A 14,216-nucleotide genomic window follows, 5' to 3' on the forward strand; every position below is an offset into this window, starting at 1 on the left:
GGCCCGCCCGGTGTGCGAGGCCTGCTCCCACCCTGTCACAACGGTCGAGTGGCCCCCGGTGTCCCCGTCAGCGGCCGTCGTAGCCCGCGGTCGGCATCGACAGACGGCGGTGGACCCGGGCCTTCATCTGGGCGTCGTACGACGGTTCCGCGCACCCGACCGTCTCGATCCGTACGCCGCGGCGGGCGCACTCGGCGGTGAACTCGTCCACGGAGGCGAGCGCGCGCTCCAGGACACGACGGCTCGGCGCGACGAACAGGTCGACGAGGCCCGCCTCGACATCCGCCCACAGGGTGCGGTGGTCGGGGCGCAGATCGCGGACGAGGAGCTCACGGGTGACGACGTAACCGCGCTCGGCGGCCCAGCGGGCGCACATCGCGTACTGGCTGCGGGAGTCCACGAGGAAGGGGTCCGCGTCGAGCTCCTCCAGGGGCGTCAGGCTCGCGATGGCCGTGACGCGGACTGCGGTCGGCGCGGCGGAGGCGCTGCTCGCGTGTCCCATGGCGTCCCCCCTCACCTCCGGGTTTCGCCGCCGACCCTACTCCTGCACGTAGGCTCGGGGGGAGTCGCACGGAGGAGGCAAAGAAGTGCCGGTGGAGATCACCTGGTGGGGGCACGCCACTTGCACGCTGGAGGACTCCGGCACACGCGTCCTCACCGATCCGCTCTTCGCGCGCCGGCTCGCGCACCTGCGGCGCAGGCGCGGGGCGCCGCCCCCTGCCGAGGCGGCGGTCGCGGACGTGGCGCTGGTCTCTCATCTGCATGCCGACCATCTCCATCTGCCCTCGTTGCAGCGGCTCGCGCCGGGCACTTTGGTACTGGTGCCGAAGGGCGCGCCGCGTGTGGTGCCGGCGCTGCGCAGGCTGGACCGTCTGCGGTTCCTCGAGGTGGCGCCCGGGGACCTGACCGAGGTCGGTGACCTGGTCGTACGTACGGTGTCGGCGCGGCACGACGGGCGGCGACTGCCGGTCGGACCGCACCGCTCCCCCGCGCTGGGCTTTGTGGTGGAGGGCGAGGCGCGGACGTATTTCGCCGGGGACACCGGGCTGTTCGAGTCGATGGCCGAGGAGGTCGGACCGGTCGACGTGGCGCTGTTGCCGGTCGGCGGGTGGGGCCCGTTCCTGGGGGAGGGGCACCTGGACGCGGGGCGGGCCGCCGAGGCGCTGGCCCGGCTGATGCCGAGGAGCGCGGTGCCGGTGCACTACGGCACGTACTGGCCCATCGGTATGGACGGTGTGCGCCCGCATGAATTCCATGCGCCGGGTGCTGAGTTCGTGCGCCTGGCTGGTGAGCGTGCGCCCCAGGTGGCGGTGCACCGGCTCGAACACGGCGAGAGCGTGCGCCCGGAGGTCGCGCGGTGACGCCTCTGACCGCCAAGGGCGCGGCCCCGGCGATATTCCTGTCCGCCAAGAGCAGCGCGCCGGCCGTGTTCCTGTCCGCCACGGGCGCGGCCGTGTCACCGGAGAGCACACAACAGGCGATCGGCTATCCGTCACTGTTCGTGCTGGTCCTGATCGGCGCGCTGGTCCCGGTGGTGCCGACGGGCGCGCTGGTCAGTTCGGCGGCCGTGGTGGCCTTTCACGAGACGGCGCCGTTCGCCCTGCTGCTGGTCTTCGCGGTGGGCTCGCTCGCGGCGTTCCTCGGTGACATGGCGCTCTACTGGCTCGGCCGGCGCGGCATGGGATCCAAGAACGGCTCGCGCTGGCTGGAGGCGATCCGTGTGCGCGCCCCGGAGGACCGCCTCGTCCAGGCCCAGGAGAAGCTGGACGACCACGGCGTCGCCGTCCTCGTCCTGTCCCGCCTCGTCCCGGCGGGCCGCATACCGGTGATGCTCGCCTGCCTGCTGGCGAAGATGCCCCTGCGCACCTTCGCCCGCGGCGACATCCCCGCCTGCCTCGCCTGGGCGGCCACCTATCAGGTCATCGGCATCCTCGGCGGCTCCCTCTTCGACGAGCCGTGGGAGGGCGTGGTGGCGGCGGTCGTACTCACACTGGCGATCAGTGCGGCGCCGGGGGTGTGGCGGAGGGTACGCGGAACCGCGCCGCGATAGAAGCAACGCCCCTGGAAGGGGCGCGAGGAACTGCGCGAGCAACCACGGCCCACCGGCAGGCACCCCGCCGCCGTCACCCCAGGACCCGAGAACCCCCCACCGCCAGATCCCACAGATTCCCCCGCTCCAACCCCAGCCGCTCCCAAGCCGCCTTCACCCGGGTCAGCGGCTCCAGCACGGGCTCCGCGGACAGCACGAACGTCCCCCAGTGCATCGGGGCCATCCGACGAGCCCCCAGGTCGACAGCCGCCCGGACAGCCTCTTCCGGGTCGCAGTGGACGTCACTCAACCACCACCTCGGGTCGTACGCCCCGATGGGAAGCAGGGCCAGGTCTATCCCTGGATACCGCTGCCCGATGGCCGCGAACCAGTGCCCGTACCCCGTGTCCCCCGCGAAGTAGACCCGCTGCCCTTCGGGCGCCGTCAGCACCCAGCCGCCCCACAGCGTGCGGCAGGTGTCGGTGAGGCTGCGCTTGGACCAGTGGTGCGCGGGGACGAAGTCGAAGCGCACGCCGTCGAGTTCGACTGCCTCCCACCAGTCCAGCTCGGTGACCCGGGTGAACCGGCGGCGCCGGAACCAGCGCCCGAGTCCGGCCGGCACGAACACCGGTGTGTCGCGCGGGAGTCGGCGCAGCGTCGGCGCGTCCAGATGGTCGTAGTGGTTGTGACTGATGACGACGGCGTCGACGCGCGGCAGCGCGCTCCAGGCCACGCCGACCGGGGTGACCCGGGCCGGGGTGCCGAGGATCTTGCGGGACCAGACCGGGTCGGTGAGGACGGTGAGCCCGCCTATGCGGATCACCCAACTCGCGTGCCCCGCCCAGGAGACGGCGACGGTACGGGCACCCACCCGCGGCAGCGGCCCCGGCTCGAAGGGCAGCAGCGGGATGTCGGCGAGTCCCTCGGGCCCCGGCCGCAGCGCCCCCTCACGGGCGAACCGCGCGAAGGCCCGCAGCCCCGGCAGCGGCGCGGTCAGCCGGTCGACGAACGACCGCGGCCACACACGGCGCTCACCGAGCGGACGGGGTTCAGCGAGAGGAGGGGGCTCGACGAGCGGACGGAGCGGAAAGGGCGTGCTCGTGAATATGGGCGTGCTCGTGGACGTACTCGTGCTCGTGGTCGACTGGGACTGCTGCGTCATCGAGGAGGCTCCCATCGCTGAGCGTCGTCACGGAGATCGTCGAACGCCGACCCCAGGAGGGTCAACGCGCGTTGCACCTGTGGCAGTTCCAACGGTGCGGGTGAACTGAGACACTCCGCCCGCTCCGCGTCGGTGGTGCCGAGCAGCGGTCCGGTCTCCAACCGCACGCGAAGCGCCTCGAGATCGTCCCCGAAGCGGTGGCCGCCCGGCGCGGGCATGCCGAGCCGGGCGGTGAGGAAGTCCTCCAGTTCCTGTGCGTCCCCGACGCCGAGGGCGGTCAGCGCGGAGCTCAACGGGCCGAGATCCACGTACAGATGTCTGCCGGCCTGCGGCGGCCGTGCGAGGGCCCCCGACCCGACCACCGCGCGGTGCGCGGCGAGAGCCACGCGCGCGTGCAGGCGTACGGCCGCGGTCAGCCGCTCGGTGACCGCGTCGGGCTCGCCGAGCGCGTACGCGGCCGCCGCGGCGACCGGTTCGGCGACCCGGGCACCGAGCACGGTGAGCACGTCGAGGACGCGGGCGCGCAGCCGAAGGCCCTCGTCGGTGTCCGGGAAGCGGGCGACGGCGGCCGGCCAGCCCTGCGGCAGGAAGGCGCCCGCGAGGTCCGTGAGCACAGTGACCTCGCCGGGGAGCATCTCGGCGGGGCTGAGCAGCACGGTGTCGTGCGGCCGGTGCAGGGTGTCGCGCCAGGTCTCCTCGCTGACCACGTGCAGTCCCTCGCCCACCGCGGCCTCCACGGTCTCGTGCACCACCTCGGGCGGTGCGACGGTGGCGGTGGGGTCGTCGGCGACGGAGAGCACGAGCAGGCGCGGGTCGCCGCCCTCGGCGCGGACCCGGCGGACGGTCTCCAGTAGTGCGTACGGATCCGGCAGGCCGCCGCACTCCGCGGGCGTCGCCGCGTGGAACACGGACCGCCCCAGCAGGCGGACCTGCGGTGCCCACCAGGCGGCGCACGGGCGCGGCACCAGGACGTCGCCGCCGAGTGCGCCGGTCAGCGCGAGGAGCAGGGCGGGGGCGCCGGGGGCGGCGACCACCCGGTCGCGGTCGGCGGCCAGGCCCCGCCGGGTCCAGTAGCCGCAGGCGGCGTCGAGAAGCGCGGGGCCGCCGCCGGAGGGCTCGGCGTGGGCGTGGCCCGCCGCGTCGGCGAGCACGGCGCGCAGCTCGGCCAGTACCGGCAGGCCCTGATCGGGAAGGGGCGGGCCGTAGCGGACCGGACCGTGCCCTTCCGGAACCGTCCGCCGCATACGTGCCTCCGTGCAGTCCGTGGTGCCGTGCCCTGTGTCAGCGGTTGGAGGAGCCCTTTTGGCGCAGCCGGTGGAGGGCCGCGCCCAACGCGCCCACGATCAGGACGCCACCGGTGATCAGGGCCGGGACGGAATCGGTGAAGGCGCCGCCCTCGCCACCCTGCACTCCGTACTGCGCACCGGCGGGGCGCTCCGCGGTGTCGTGATCCGCGCCGGTGTCACGCCCGCTGCCGGTGTCGTGAGCCGCGCCGGTGTCACGCCCGCTGCCGGTGTCGTGAGCCGCGCCGGTCTCGCGCCCGGTGCCCGTGTCGTGACTCGCACCGGTGTCACGACCCGCACCCGTGTCGTGACCCGCCCCTGTGTCACGACCCGCGCCCGTGTCGTGACCCGCGCCTGTGTCACGACCCGTACCCGTGTCACGACCCGCACCGGTGTCGTGACCCGCCCCTGTGTCACGGCCCGCGCCCGTGTCACGCGCCGCACCGGTCTCGCGCCCCGTACCCGTGTCACGCCCGGCACTTGTGCCGACGCCGGTGCTGCTGGTGCCGGTACCGATGCCGGTACTGGTGCCGGTACCGACCCCGGTGCTGGTGCTGGTGCCGTGGGACACGGTGTACGAGGTGTTCCACGGGCGCTCCTGGCCGCCCGGCGCAACGGGACACACGCCGTTGACGGCCCATTGGGCCTCACGGTCCCCGGCGTCGGAATCGCTGTTGAACTGCCCGCCGGTCCCGCCCGCCACTCCGAACCCGCCGACCCCTGCAAGTCCGCCCACCCCTCCGAGTCCACCGGATCCACCGTCGGAACTCCCACCCGCCGGGATACGGGCCGTCCCGCGGTACGAGGCGGCGCCGCCCGTCTTCTCGTCGCCGCCGATGACCCGGTGCAGCTGGACCTTGCCCCCCTCGAAGCCCTGGGAGTGGGCGTCGATCGACTCGGGCTGGGTACCGCCGATCGCGTCACAGGTGACGGAGATGGAGAGGAGACCACCGGGGCCCACGGAACGGGGATCGACCTCCGCGCCCGGATCCGCGGACGCGGCCGTGGCGGCCGCCCCCAGGGCGGCACAGGCCAGGGCGGTGGCGGACAGGACACGGACGGTACGGCGCATGGGTCGGGCTCCTTCGGACAGACACTGTCTGAAGGGGGCACGGCCGTCGCGCCCCCCGCCCCATCACAGCCCGCCCCGGCGCAGGGCGCGCGCGGCCGGACACCATTCGCGCGACACGGGCGCCCGAGCGGGTGACACCGGAGGCTCGGCCGACCGGGTCAGTTCGAGAGGGAGACGAGCTCCCGTTCCAGGCCTCGTCCACGCTTGTCCACGACGGCCGAGGCCACGTCGGACAGTTTGCGCTGGGTCGCCTGCGAGACGCGGCGCAATACGCCGAAGGCCGCTTCCGCGTCGCAGCCCAGTACGTGCATGACGATCCCGCACGCCTGGTCGACGACGGGCCGGGTGCGCAGCGCGGCGCCGAGCTGGTCGAGCTCGGTGAGCGCGGCCCGGTAGGAGCGGTCGCGGACCAGGCAGGTGACGGCGAGGTCGCCGAGCGCGCGGGCGGGTCCGTGCGGGGCGTCCTCCAGGGCGCCGGGCCGGAAGCTGTAGAGGCTGAGGGTCACGGTCAGCCCGGAACGCCGGAAGGGGATCGTGACACTGGAGCGGACACCCGAGTCGAGGGCCATCGCGCGGTACGCCGGCCAGCGCTGCTCGCGCAGCAGGTCCGCCGAGTCGACGGGCTCACCGCGTTCCAGCGCGGCGGGGATCGGACCGTCTCCGGAGCGGAGTTGGACCGCGACGAGTCCGGCGAGGTCGGGGTGGGTGACCGCGGCGGGCCGTTCCGGGGCGCCCTCGGAGACCATGCAGCTGGCGCCGCAGCAGTCGGTGGTGCAGCGGGCGGCCTGCTCGGCGAGCTCCGACAGCCGCCTGCCCGGAAACGTGGACTCCGGCGACCGCGTCCCCAGGTGACCGAGTTGACCACATTGACCGACTTGACCGCCTTGACCGCGCTGATCGTTTCGACCGCGCCGATCGTTTTGAGCGCGCCGATCGTTTTGACCGCGTTGCTCAAGTCGCCCCGCATACGGCATGGTTCACCCCTCCTCCCTCCGCGCCTTCCCGCTCACCTGCGCGGAAAACAGGCGCGGCGGGTTGCACCCCCGCCACACCCGGAACCAGATCTTCGGGTTACGTTCATGGCATGGCGCAGACGGACGAATTCGGTGAAGAACTCGCGGATTTCGTGCGCCGCGTGGCGGAGCTCAAGGCGGCTCGATCGGTACCGGCCGACGACCTGCCGACGGTGCTCGACGCGGCGATCTTCGAACTCGACCACGTGGCGGGCCGGTTGTGGCCCTGGTACGAGACTCTGTCCTCGACGGGGCCGTCCGGCGTCGCCTCGGTCGACCGCCAGGAGCAACAGCTCCTCAAGGCGCTCTTCCAGCGGGTGCCGGTGCCTGTCGCGCTGGTCGACCGCGAGACGGTGGTGCGCAGGCTGAACTTCGCGGCGACCTCGTTCACCGGCGTCCGGGCCGGCTACGCGACGGGCCGGCCACTCACCGGTTTTCTCGCGCACGCCGACCGCGCGGCGTTCCGCTCGCAGGCCGCGGCGGTGGCGCGCGGCGAGGGCGACCGCAGCCTCACCGTGCACCTCCAGCAGCAGCCCGCGGTGCCGGTGCGGGCGACGCTCACCGCGCTGCGGCCCGGCGGCGAACCCCGCACCGCCGTCCTCGTCGTCCTACAGCCCGCGGACAGCCGGGTGCCGTCCCACGAGCGCGTGCCGGGCCCGGCGCCGACGCTGACCGAGACGACCCGGCACGCGGCGCTGATGGACCTGGTGGACGCCATGACCACGGCGCTGCTCAGCGGCCCGGTCGGCGATCCGTCCGGGGTGCTGGAACGGGCGGCCGGGGTGCTGCACGGGCGGTTCGCCGACTGGGTGGTGGCCGACGTGGCGGGGGCGGCGCGGCTGTCCCGTACGACGGTGCTCGCCCCCTCCGACAGCGTGGAGAAGGCGAACGACGTGGCCGCGCAGGATCCCGCCGCCTGTCCGCTCGTCGTCGAGGCGGCCCGAGGCGGATCCACGGCGCTGCGGGTGCGCCCCGAGGATCCCGACGCCTTCGGCCGTGACACCTCGGGCGCCCCGGTCCTCGTACGGGCGAACGTGACCTCGCTGCTGTGCGTGCCCCTGACCTCCGCGCCCGGCCCCGTGCAAGGCGTGCTGACCCTGTTCCGCAGCGGCGCCCGCGGGGCGTTCTCGATGGCGGAGGCCCAGGCGATGGACATGATGTCCCGCCACCTGGCCCTGGCGATGAGCGCGCCCCGGTAGCGGCTACGCCGCGTCGCGCATCACCTGGTCGCGCAGCCGGTGGCAGCACCGGCTGATCAGCCGCGACACGTGCATCTGCGAGATCCCGAGTTCGTCGGCGATCCGGCTCTGCGTCATGTCGCCGAAGAACCGCATGTAGAGGATGGTGCGTTCACGCTCGGGCAGGGCCTGCAGCCGGGGCTTGACGGCCTCGCGGTCGATGACGACGTCGAGCGCGGGGTCGGACGAGCCGAGGGCGTCGCTGAGCGAGTAGCCGTCGTCGCTGCCGGCGACCTCGGCGTCCAAGGAGAGCGCGGTGAAGCTCTCCAGGGCCTCCAGGCCGGCCCGGACGTCCTCCTCGCTCATCCGGGCGTGCTCGGCGATCTCGGCGACGGTGGGCCTGCGGCCCGAGATGGTCCCCGAGAGTTCCTGGACGGCGAACCTCACACGGCTGCGCAGGTCCTGGACTCGGCGCGGCACGTGCAGGGTCCACATGTGGTCGCGGAAGTGCCGTTTGATCTCGCCGGTGACGGTCGGCACGGCGTAGCTCTCGAAGGCGTTGCCGAGCTCGGGGTCGTACCGGTCCACGGCCTTGACCAGACCGAGCGCCGCGACCTGGCGCAGGTCCTCCAGGCTCTCACCGCGGTTGCGGAACCGGCCCGCGAGCCTGTTGGCCATCGGCAGCCAGGCCTCGACGATCTGCTCGCGGAGCGAGTCGTGCTGCCGGCCCGGAGGGAGCGAGGCGAGCCTGCGGAATGCCTCCGTGGTGTCGGGGGCGTCGTCGTGCGGATGGCGTTTCGCGCTCACTTGGTTTCGCATGGTGCGTCGCAACTCCCTTTGCAGGTGCCTTGGGTTGGACGGTCACCGTGGGAGCGCACGGGTGCGTCGAACGGCACACCCGTGGCGAGGACTTCCCCGCTCCCACGGACGTGCCTCCTGTCCGAAGCACTTGAATTCCGCCTGCCCCGGCATGTCCGGGGCAAACACCCGCCTGTCGGCGCCTTGGGCTCAGGGAAGGGCGAGCAGGTACTCGATCGCGGCGCGCAGCTCCTCGTCCTGGAGGAAGGCCTCGTAGTTCCGTGCCTGTGCCAGGCGGCCGTCGAAGCCCCGTACCGTCCGCAGCGCGGCGCGCGTCGCGGGGGTGAGGGTGCCGATCCGGGCCAGCGCTCGCAGCGCCTCTCCGAAGAGCCCATAGTCGTCGCCGCCGTCGGCGATCGGCAGGACGAACTCCGCCAGGACCGAGATGCTCGGCTCGGGCTCGCCCGTGCCCGACCAGAGGGCGAGCGCGGCCTCGATCCGGCGAAAGCCGTCGGTGTTCTCCATGATGTGCCGCACCCGGTCGGCGTACGGCGCGGCCGCGGGACCGAAGTCGGTCAGCAGGCGGACAGGCCCGTAGTAGGGACCCTCCTCGGTCAGCACCGCGTCGCCGATGAGCCGCAGTGCCGCCGTACGGTCTCCGCCCATGTGCGAGGCGGCCCACGCCGCGTTCCCGTGGTACCCCGGCCAGTTGAGCGGCTTGCAGGCACGCAGGGCGGGCTCGGCGGACGCGGCGCCCGGCCCCATCGCGGCCAGCACCTCGACGATCGGGAGCGAGCCCCTGGCGTGGTCCATCAGCGCCAGGACCTCCGGCAGCGCGGGCAGCGCGTCCGGCCCCCACGCCTTCAGGACCTTCAGGAAGGCGTCGGTCAGCGGGCCGTGGCCGTCGTTGTGCGCCGCGTGGTGCCGCATCGCCTCCCGCAGTGCGGGCAGCAGGACGTCGGCGTGCGCCCGCAGCGGAACCAGCACGGCGTCGACGTCCGGAAGTCGCGGGTCGCTGACGCAGTAGCCACGTCCGTAGTGCTCCCGATAGGGCTCGTAGAGCCGCTCGACGAGCCCCGGCATCGCGCGCGGGTCGCCGATCCGGGTGAGCGCCCAGCGCGCGTAGTCACCGACGGTCCCCTCCAGGCAGGGGTCCTCCCCCGGGTCGTCGAGCAGCGTGACGAGCCGGTCGGCGTACCGGGCCGACTGCCGGCCGAGCACCGCCAGAAGGTGTGCCGCCCGCAGGCGCACGGGGTCGGCCGGGTCGTCCAGCAGTCGTCCCGCCACCGGCAACAGCGCGGGCGCCGCGGACGGCCTGAGCACCAGCAGCCGCCATGCCTCGTCCAGCACCGCCTGGGACAGTTCGGTGTCCCCGGTACGGGCCGCCGCGTCGGCCAGCCGGACCACGAAGGAGGCGGCCGTCCGGGCGTCGTGGTCGAACAGCTCGGCGGCCCAGGTGACGACCGCTTCACGGCTGAAGGGTTCCTCGACCGCTGACACGTACCAGATCTCCTCGAACCTGGGCCGTACGGCGAGGTCGGAGAGTGTCTCCACCAGCAGGTCGATCCGCCGGACCGGCTCCTGCGGATCGAGCTGCGCCCAGGCGATCACGGCCGCGACCTTCATGACGGGGTCGCCGTCACGCAGAACGCCGTCGAGCACCGTCCGCACCTCGTCGACCGGCCGGGCATCCGCTTCCGCCGCCTCGGCGGCCACCCGTCCCAGCTGCAGCAGCACCGGCAGACGCATCGCCGGGTCCGTCTCGGCCCGCCACCGCTCCAGGAGCGGTACGACACCGTCGGCGAGGGGAACGGCCTCCCGCCGCACATCGGGGTCCGGGTCCGCCAGCAGCGCCAGGACCGCGCCGCGGTGGCGGCTCCACTGCGCCGGCCACCCCTCGTCCACCAGCTCCGGCCGGGCCTGCTCGGCCGCCCGCTTCAGGGACACCAGCAGTCCTACGAGGTCGCCGCGCGCGCCCGTCCCCGGATCGGCGGCGAGCGCGACCAGGAAGGGCAGTGCTGCGGTCGCCGCGGAGGGCACCCGGCCGTTGCCCGCGGCCAGGCAGGAGTACAGCGGGTAGCAGTGCTCCTCCGTCGCGGCCCCGCCCGCGAGCGCCAGTCGCCGCAGCGCGCGCGGCACCCCCTCGGCCGGGTGCCGGGGCAGCGCCGACTCGAGCCGGTCCCACGCCACCGCGTCCAGCGCGTCCAGCGATATCCCCGTCACTTCCACCCCCATGACCTCGGAGAACCGGTTCTCCGGCCGTCATCTTGCCGCCCGGCGGTGGAGCTCGTCGTGCCGTTTTCCCACGGACGTGTCGACCCCGGGTCCATGGGTACGCGATCACCATCCCCGACCCTTGGAGGGAGTCATGCAGCGAGGCAGCGACCGGCTGAGCGTCCACCGGGACGAAGAGATGAAACACGAACTGCGGGGCCTGCTCAGGTCGGGTCACCCCACCCGGACCGAGGAGTGGCACGACCCGGAGCCGACTGCCGACGACGACCCGGAGATCGCGCGCGGCCCCGTGGCACCGAACCGCGCGCCCGACTCCATCGAGACGGTGCGCCTGGAACTGGCCCGGTTCCTGAGCCGTAGCGCCTTCCCCGCGGGTCCCCGCGACCTGGCCGACACCCTGCGCGACAAACACGCGCCCGGCCCCCTGGTCGAGGCCGTGGAGCGGCGCCCGCACAAGGCGCGCTACGCCACGGTGCACGAGCTGGCCGAATCCGTCGTACACGCCCGCCGGACGCGATGAACCGCGCCCAGGCGCTGTGCACCACCACTCGGGGGCTGGGAAAGGAAACGGAGGAATCATGCGTATCGCGTTCCTGGTGGCGCCCGAGGGCGTCGAGCAGGTCGAGCTGACCGATCCCTGGCAGGCGGTACTGGACGCGGGCGGCGAGCCCGTCCTCGTGTCGACGAAGCCCGGCCGGATCCAGGCCTTCCATCACCTCGACAAGGCGGACACGTTCCCTGTCGACGAGGTGGTCACCGATGTGTCGGCCGAGTCCTTCGACGGCCTCGTGCTGCCGGGCGGTGTGGCCAACCCTGACGCGCTGCGCCTCGACGAACGGGCCGTGGCGGTCGTCCGCTCGTTCTTCGAGGGCGGCCGTCCGGTCGCCGCGATCTGTCACGCCCCCTGGGTGCTCGTTGAGGCGGACGTGGTCTCGGGCCGGGTCCTCACGTCCTGGCCGAGTCTGCGCACCGACATCCGCAACGCGGGCGGCACCTGGGTCGACCGGCAGGTGCAGGTGTGCGAGCAGGGACCCAACACCCTGATCACCAGCCGCAAGCCGGGCGACCTCAAGGCGTTCGACGAGGCGTTCCTGGAGGCATTCGCCCGGCAGGCCGCCTGACGGAGCGCAGGCCGCATGACGAAGCGACCGCCCTCGCGGGATGCGGCACCATCCGGCGCGCCTCGGTTCACCGGCGACAGCGGGAACCGAGGGCGACGGGTGCGGGCCGCAACGGGCGTGCGGGCCGGGCGAGTTCGACCCGACTTCGGTCCGTCGTTCAGCACTCCGCCGCGAGACCCCGCTCCCGGGCCCCGTCGCGTGTACGGCCCGCGGCGACGGGACGGCGCGGATGGCGGCGCAGGTACTCGCCCTCCAACTGCGCCATGCGCATGTTGTGGGTCCGCAGGGCGTCGTTCGAACCGTGCAGCAGTGTGTCGTGGCGGGTGCGGTGGATCGTCTCCAGCTCTTTCATCAGCTGCTGGTCGTCCAGCCGGTCAGGGTCGACTCCGGTCATGGTGGTACCCCGCTCGTCGTGTCCTGCGGCGCGGTCCGGGTACCCGCCGGGCAGGCGCTGCCGTGCGCGGCGCCCGAGCGGCGTCCGGGAGGAGCCGTGGATCTCGCCGTCCTCCCTCCACTCTACGAACTTCCGGGCCCCCGGTCCTCCGGGAAGCACCGGACGACCGGGCCGGGGTCCTACCGGCCCGAGTCCTACCGGGCCCGCTCCACGCGCCGCTCGTCCCACACCGGCTCCGCCGTCTCCCGGATCCTGCCGTCCGAGCCGAAGACCAGATAGCGGTCGAAGGAGCGTGCGAACCAGCGGTCGTGGGTGACCGCGAGCACCGTCCCCTCGTACGCCTCCAGTCCCTCCTGGAGTGCCTCGGCCGACTCCAGGTCGAGGTTGTCGGTGGGCTCGTCCAGCAGCAGGGCCGTGGAACCCTCCAGCTCCAGCAGCAGGATCTGGAAGCGTGCCTGTTGGCCGCCGGAGAGCTTCTCGAAGCGCTGCTCGGCCTGGGCGGTCAGCTCGTAGCGGCGCAGCCGGGACATGGCGGCGCCCCGGTCCTGGGAGTGCTCGCTCCACAGGATGTCGAGAAGGGGGCGGCCCTGGAGCTCCGGGTGGGCGTGCGTCTGGGCGAAGTGTCCGGGCACGACGCGCGCCCCGAGCTTCCACTCGCCCGTGTGCGCGACGGTGTCGCCGGCGAGCAGGCGCAGGAAGTGCGACTTGCCTGAGCCGTTGGAACCGAGCACGGCGACCCGCTCGCCGTAGAAGACCTCCAGGTCGAACGGGTTCATCAGCCCGGTGAGCTCAAGTCCCTTGCAGGTGATGGCCCGTACGCCGGTACGCCCGCCGTGCAGACGCATCTTGATGTCCTGCTCGCGCGGCGGCTCCGGCGGCGGGCCGGCCTCCTCGAACTTCCGCAGCCGGGTCTGCGCCGCCGCGTACCGGGACGCCAGCTCATGGCTGATGGAGGCCGCCTGCCGCAGATTCAGCACGAGCTTCTTCAACTGGGCGTGCTTCTCGTCCCAGCGCCTGCGCAGCTCCTCGAACCGGGCGAACCGCTCCTGTCGCGCCTCGTGGTACGTCGCGAAGCCGCCGCCGTGCACCCATGCGTCGGCGCCGGTGGGGCTCGGCTCGACGCTGACGATCTTCTCGGCGGCGCGGGCCAGCAGCTCCCGGTCGTGGGAGACGAAGAGAACGGTCTTGCGGGTCTCCTTGAGCCGCTCCTCCAGCCAGCGCTTGCCCGGTACGTCGAGGTAGTTGTCCGGCTCGTCGAGGAGCAGTACCTCGTCGGTGCCGCGCAGCAGGGCCTCCAGCACCAGCCGCTTCTGCTCTCCTCCGGAGAGGGTGCGCACCAGTCGCCACTGCGCCTTCTCGTACGGGACGCCGAGCGCGGCCATCGTGCACATGTCCCAGAGCGTCTCGGACTCGTATCCGCGTACCTCGGCCCAGTCGGAGAGTGCCTGCGCGTAGCGGAGCTGGGCGGCCTCGTCGTCCACGGTCATCATCGCGTGCTCGGCCGCGTCGACGGCCTTGGCGGCCTCCTGTATGCGGGGCGGCGCCACGGAGACGAGCAGATCCCGCACGGTCGTGTCGTCTCTCACAGACCCCACGAACTGCCGCATCACGCCCAGACCGCCGGTCACGGTGACGGTGCCCCCGTGCGGCTTCAGCTCCCCCGAGATCAGCCGAAGCAGCGTGGTCTTGCCCGCTCCGTTGGGGCCCACCAGCGCGACGACGGCCCCTTCCCCCACCCGAAACGACACATCGCCGAGCAGCGCCCTCCCGTCGGGAAGGTAGTACTCAAGATGTGCGGCTTCGAGATGTCCCATGGGCAGGCATTCTGCGGCCCCCCGCCCCACGGAGCAAACGCATATCCCCTACGAGCTCCCACGCCCCGGCCTGGGGCTCCGCCCCCAGTCCCCCGGATAGGTTCCCGTCCGGCGCTT

General features: G+C 73.0%; 14 protein-coding genes. 5 read left to right on the top strand and 9 right to left on the bottom strand.

Going from position 1 to position 14,216, the window contains the following annotated elements; genetic code table 11:
- Nucleotides 1–67: 67 nt before the first annotated feature.
- Complete coding sequence (locus ACIQTP_RS35395) at nucleotides 68–502, bottom strand: hypothetical protein (RefSeq protein ID WP_403407700.1); 435 nt, start codon at nucleotides 500–502, stop codon at nucleotides 68–70.
- 85 nt (nucleotides 503–587) lie between these two features.
- Here ACIQTP_RS35395 and ACIQTP_RS35400 point away from each other — a divergent pair, with 85 nt between their 5' ends.
- Both ACIQTP_RS35400 and ACIQTP_RS35405 read left to right on the top strand, forming a co-directional pair.
- The gene (locus ACIQTP_RS35400) at nucleotides 588–1,361 is read left to right on the top strand and encodes an MBL fold metallo-hydrolase (RefSeq protein WP_403407702.1); all 774 of its coding nucleotides are present in this window, start codon (nucleotides 588–590) and stop codon (nucleotides 1,359–1,361) included.
- Nucleotides 1,362–1,399: 38 nt separating this feature from the next.
- Nucleotides 1,400–2,050, top strand: coding sequence for a DedA family protein (locus ACIQTP_RS35405; RefSeq protein WP_403407771.1), 651 nt, complete (start codon nucleotides 1,400–1,402; stop codon nucleotides 2,048–2,050).
- A 73-nt stretch (nucleotides 2,051–2,123) separates the two neighbouring features.
- On the opposite strand, the gene ACIQTP_RS35410 is transcribed toward ACIQTP_RS35405, so the two are convergent.
- From ACIQTP_RS35410 to ACIQTP_RS35425, 4 genes are all read right to left on the bottom strand, one after another.
- Nucleotides 2,124–3,191, bottom strand: a complete 1,068-nt coding sequence (locus ACIQTP_RS35410; protein WP_403407704.1) for an MBL fold metallo-hydrolase — start codon at nucleotides 3,189–3,191, stop codon at nucleotides 2,124–2,126.
- Nucleotides 3,188–4,435, bottom strand: coding sequence for an aminotransferase class I/II-fold pyridoxal phosphate-dependent enzyme (locus ACIQTP_RS35415; RefSeq protein WP_403407705.1), 1,248 nt, complete (start codon nucleotides 4,433–4,435; stop codon nucleotides 3,188–3,190). The genes ACIQTP_RS35410 and ACIQTP_RS35415 overlap by 4 nt, the downstream gene beginning before the upstream one ends.
- Nucleotides 4,436–4,472: 37 nt before the next feature.
- Entirely contained in the window at nucleotides 4,473–5,546 is a 1,074-nt protein-coding gene (locus tag ACIQTP_RS35420; protein ID WP_403407707.1) for a hypothetical protein, read from the bottom strand.
- Between the two features lie 158 nt (nucleotides 5,547–5,704).
- Entirely contained in the window at nucleotides 5,705–6,292 is a 588-nt protein-coding gene (locus tag ACIQTP_RS35425; RefSeq protein WP_403407708.1) for an ANTAR domain-containing response regulator, read from the bottom strand.
- Between the two features lie 338 nt (nucleotides 6,293–6,630).
- On the opposite strand from ACIQTP_RS35425, the gene ACIQTP_RS35430 reads away from it, so the two are divergent.
- Entirely contained in the window at nucleotides 6,631–7,758 is a 1,128-nt protein-coding gene (locus tag ACIQTP_RS35430; RefSeq protein ID WP_403407710.1) for a PAS domain-containing protein, read from the top strand.
- Between the two features lie 3 nt (nucleotides 7,759–7,761).
- On the opposite strand, the gene ACIQTP_RS35435 is transcribed toward ACIQTP_RS35430, so the two are convergent.
- Together ACIQTP_RS35435 and ACIQTP_RS35440 are read right to left on the bottom strand one after the other, a co-directional pair.
- Nucleotides 7,762–8,556 (bottom strand): RNA polymerase sigma factor SigF, encoded by a 795-nt coding sequence (locus ACIQTP_RS35435; protein WP_403407711.1) that lies wholly within the window; start codon nucleotides 8,554–8,556, stop codon nucleotides 7,762–7,764.
- Between the two features lie 189 nt (nucleotides 8,557–8,745).
- A complete protein-coding gene (locus ACIQTP_RS35440) occupies nucleotides 8,746–10,758 on the bottom strand; it encodes a hypothetical protein (protein WP_403407713.1) in 2,013 nt (670 codons plus the stop codon).
- A gap of 145 nt (nucleotides 10,759–10,903) precedes the next feature.
- Here ACIQTP_RS35440 and ACIQTP_RS35445 point away from each other — a divergent pair, with 145 nt between their 5' ends.
- Complete coding sequence (locus ACIQTP_RS35445) at nucleotides 10,904–11,290, top strand: DUF2795 domain-containing protein (RefSeq protein ID WP_403407714.1); 387 nt, start codon at nucleotides 10,904–10,906, stop codon at nucleotides 11,288–11,290.
- Nucleotides 11,291–11,348: 58 nt separating this feature from the next.
- A complete protein-coding gene (locus ACIQTP_RS35450) occupies nucleotides 11,349–11,891 on the top strand; it encodes a type 1 glutamine amidotransferase domain-containing protein (RefSeq protein ID WP_403407716.1) in 543 nt (180 codons plus the stop codon).
- 157 nt (nucleotides 11,892–12,048) lie between these two features.
- Here the strand turns inward: ACIQTP_RS35450 and ACIQTP_RS35455 are convergent, their stop codons facing one another.
- Both ACIQTP_RS35455 and ACIQTP_RS35460 read right to left on the bottom strand, forming a co-directional pair.
- The gene (locus tag ACIQTP_RS35455; RefSeq protein ID WP_168497440.1) at nucleotides 12,049–12,285 is read right to left on the bottom strand and encodes a DUF6158 family protein; all 237 of its coding nucleotides are present in this window, start codon (nucleotides 12,283–12,285) and stop codon (nucleotides 12,049–12,051) included.
- Nucleotides 12,286–12,479: 194 nt separating this feature from the next.
- Nucleotides 12,480–14,099 (bottom strand): ABC-F family ATP-binding cassette domain-containing protein, encoded by a 1,620-nt coding sequence (locus ACIQTP_RS35460; protein ID WP_402045249.1) that lies wholly within the window; start codon nucleotides 14,097–14,099, stop codon nucleotides 12,480–12,482.
- Between the last annotated feature and the right edge of the window lie 117 nt (nucleotides 14,100–14,216).

This window comes from Streptomyces sp. NPDC090798, assembly GCF_044768965.1.
GTDB lineage: Bacteria > Actinomycetota > Actinomycetes > Streptomycetales > Streptomycetaceae > Streptomyces.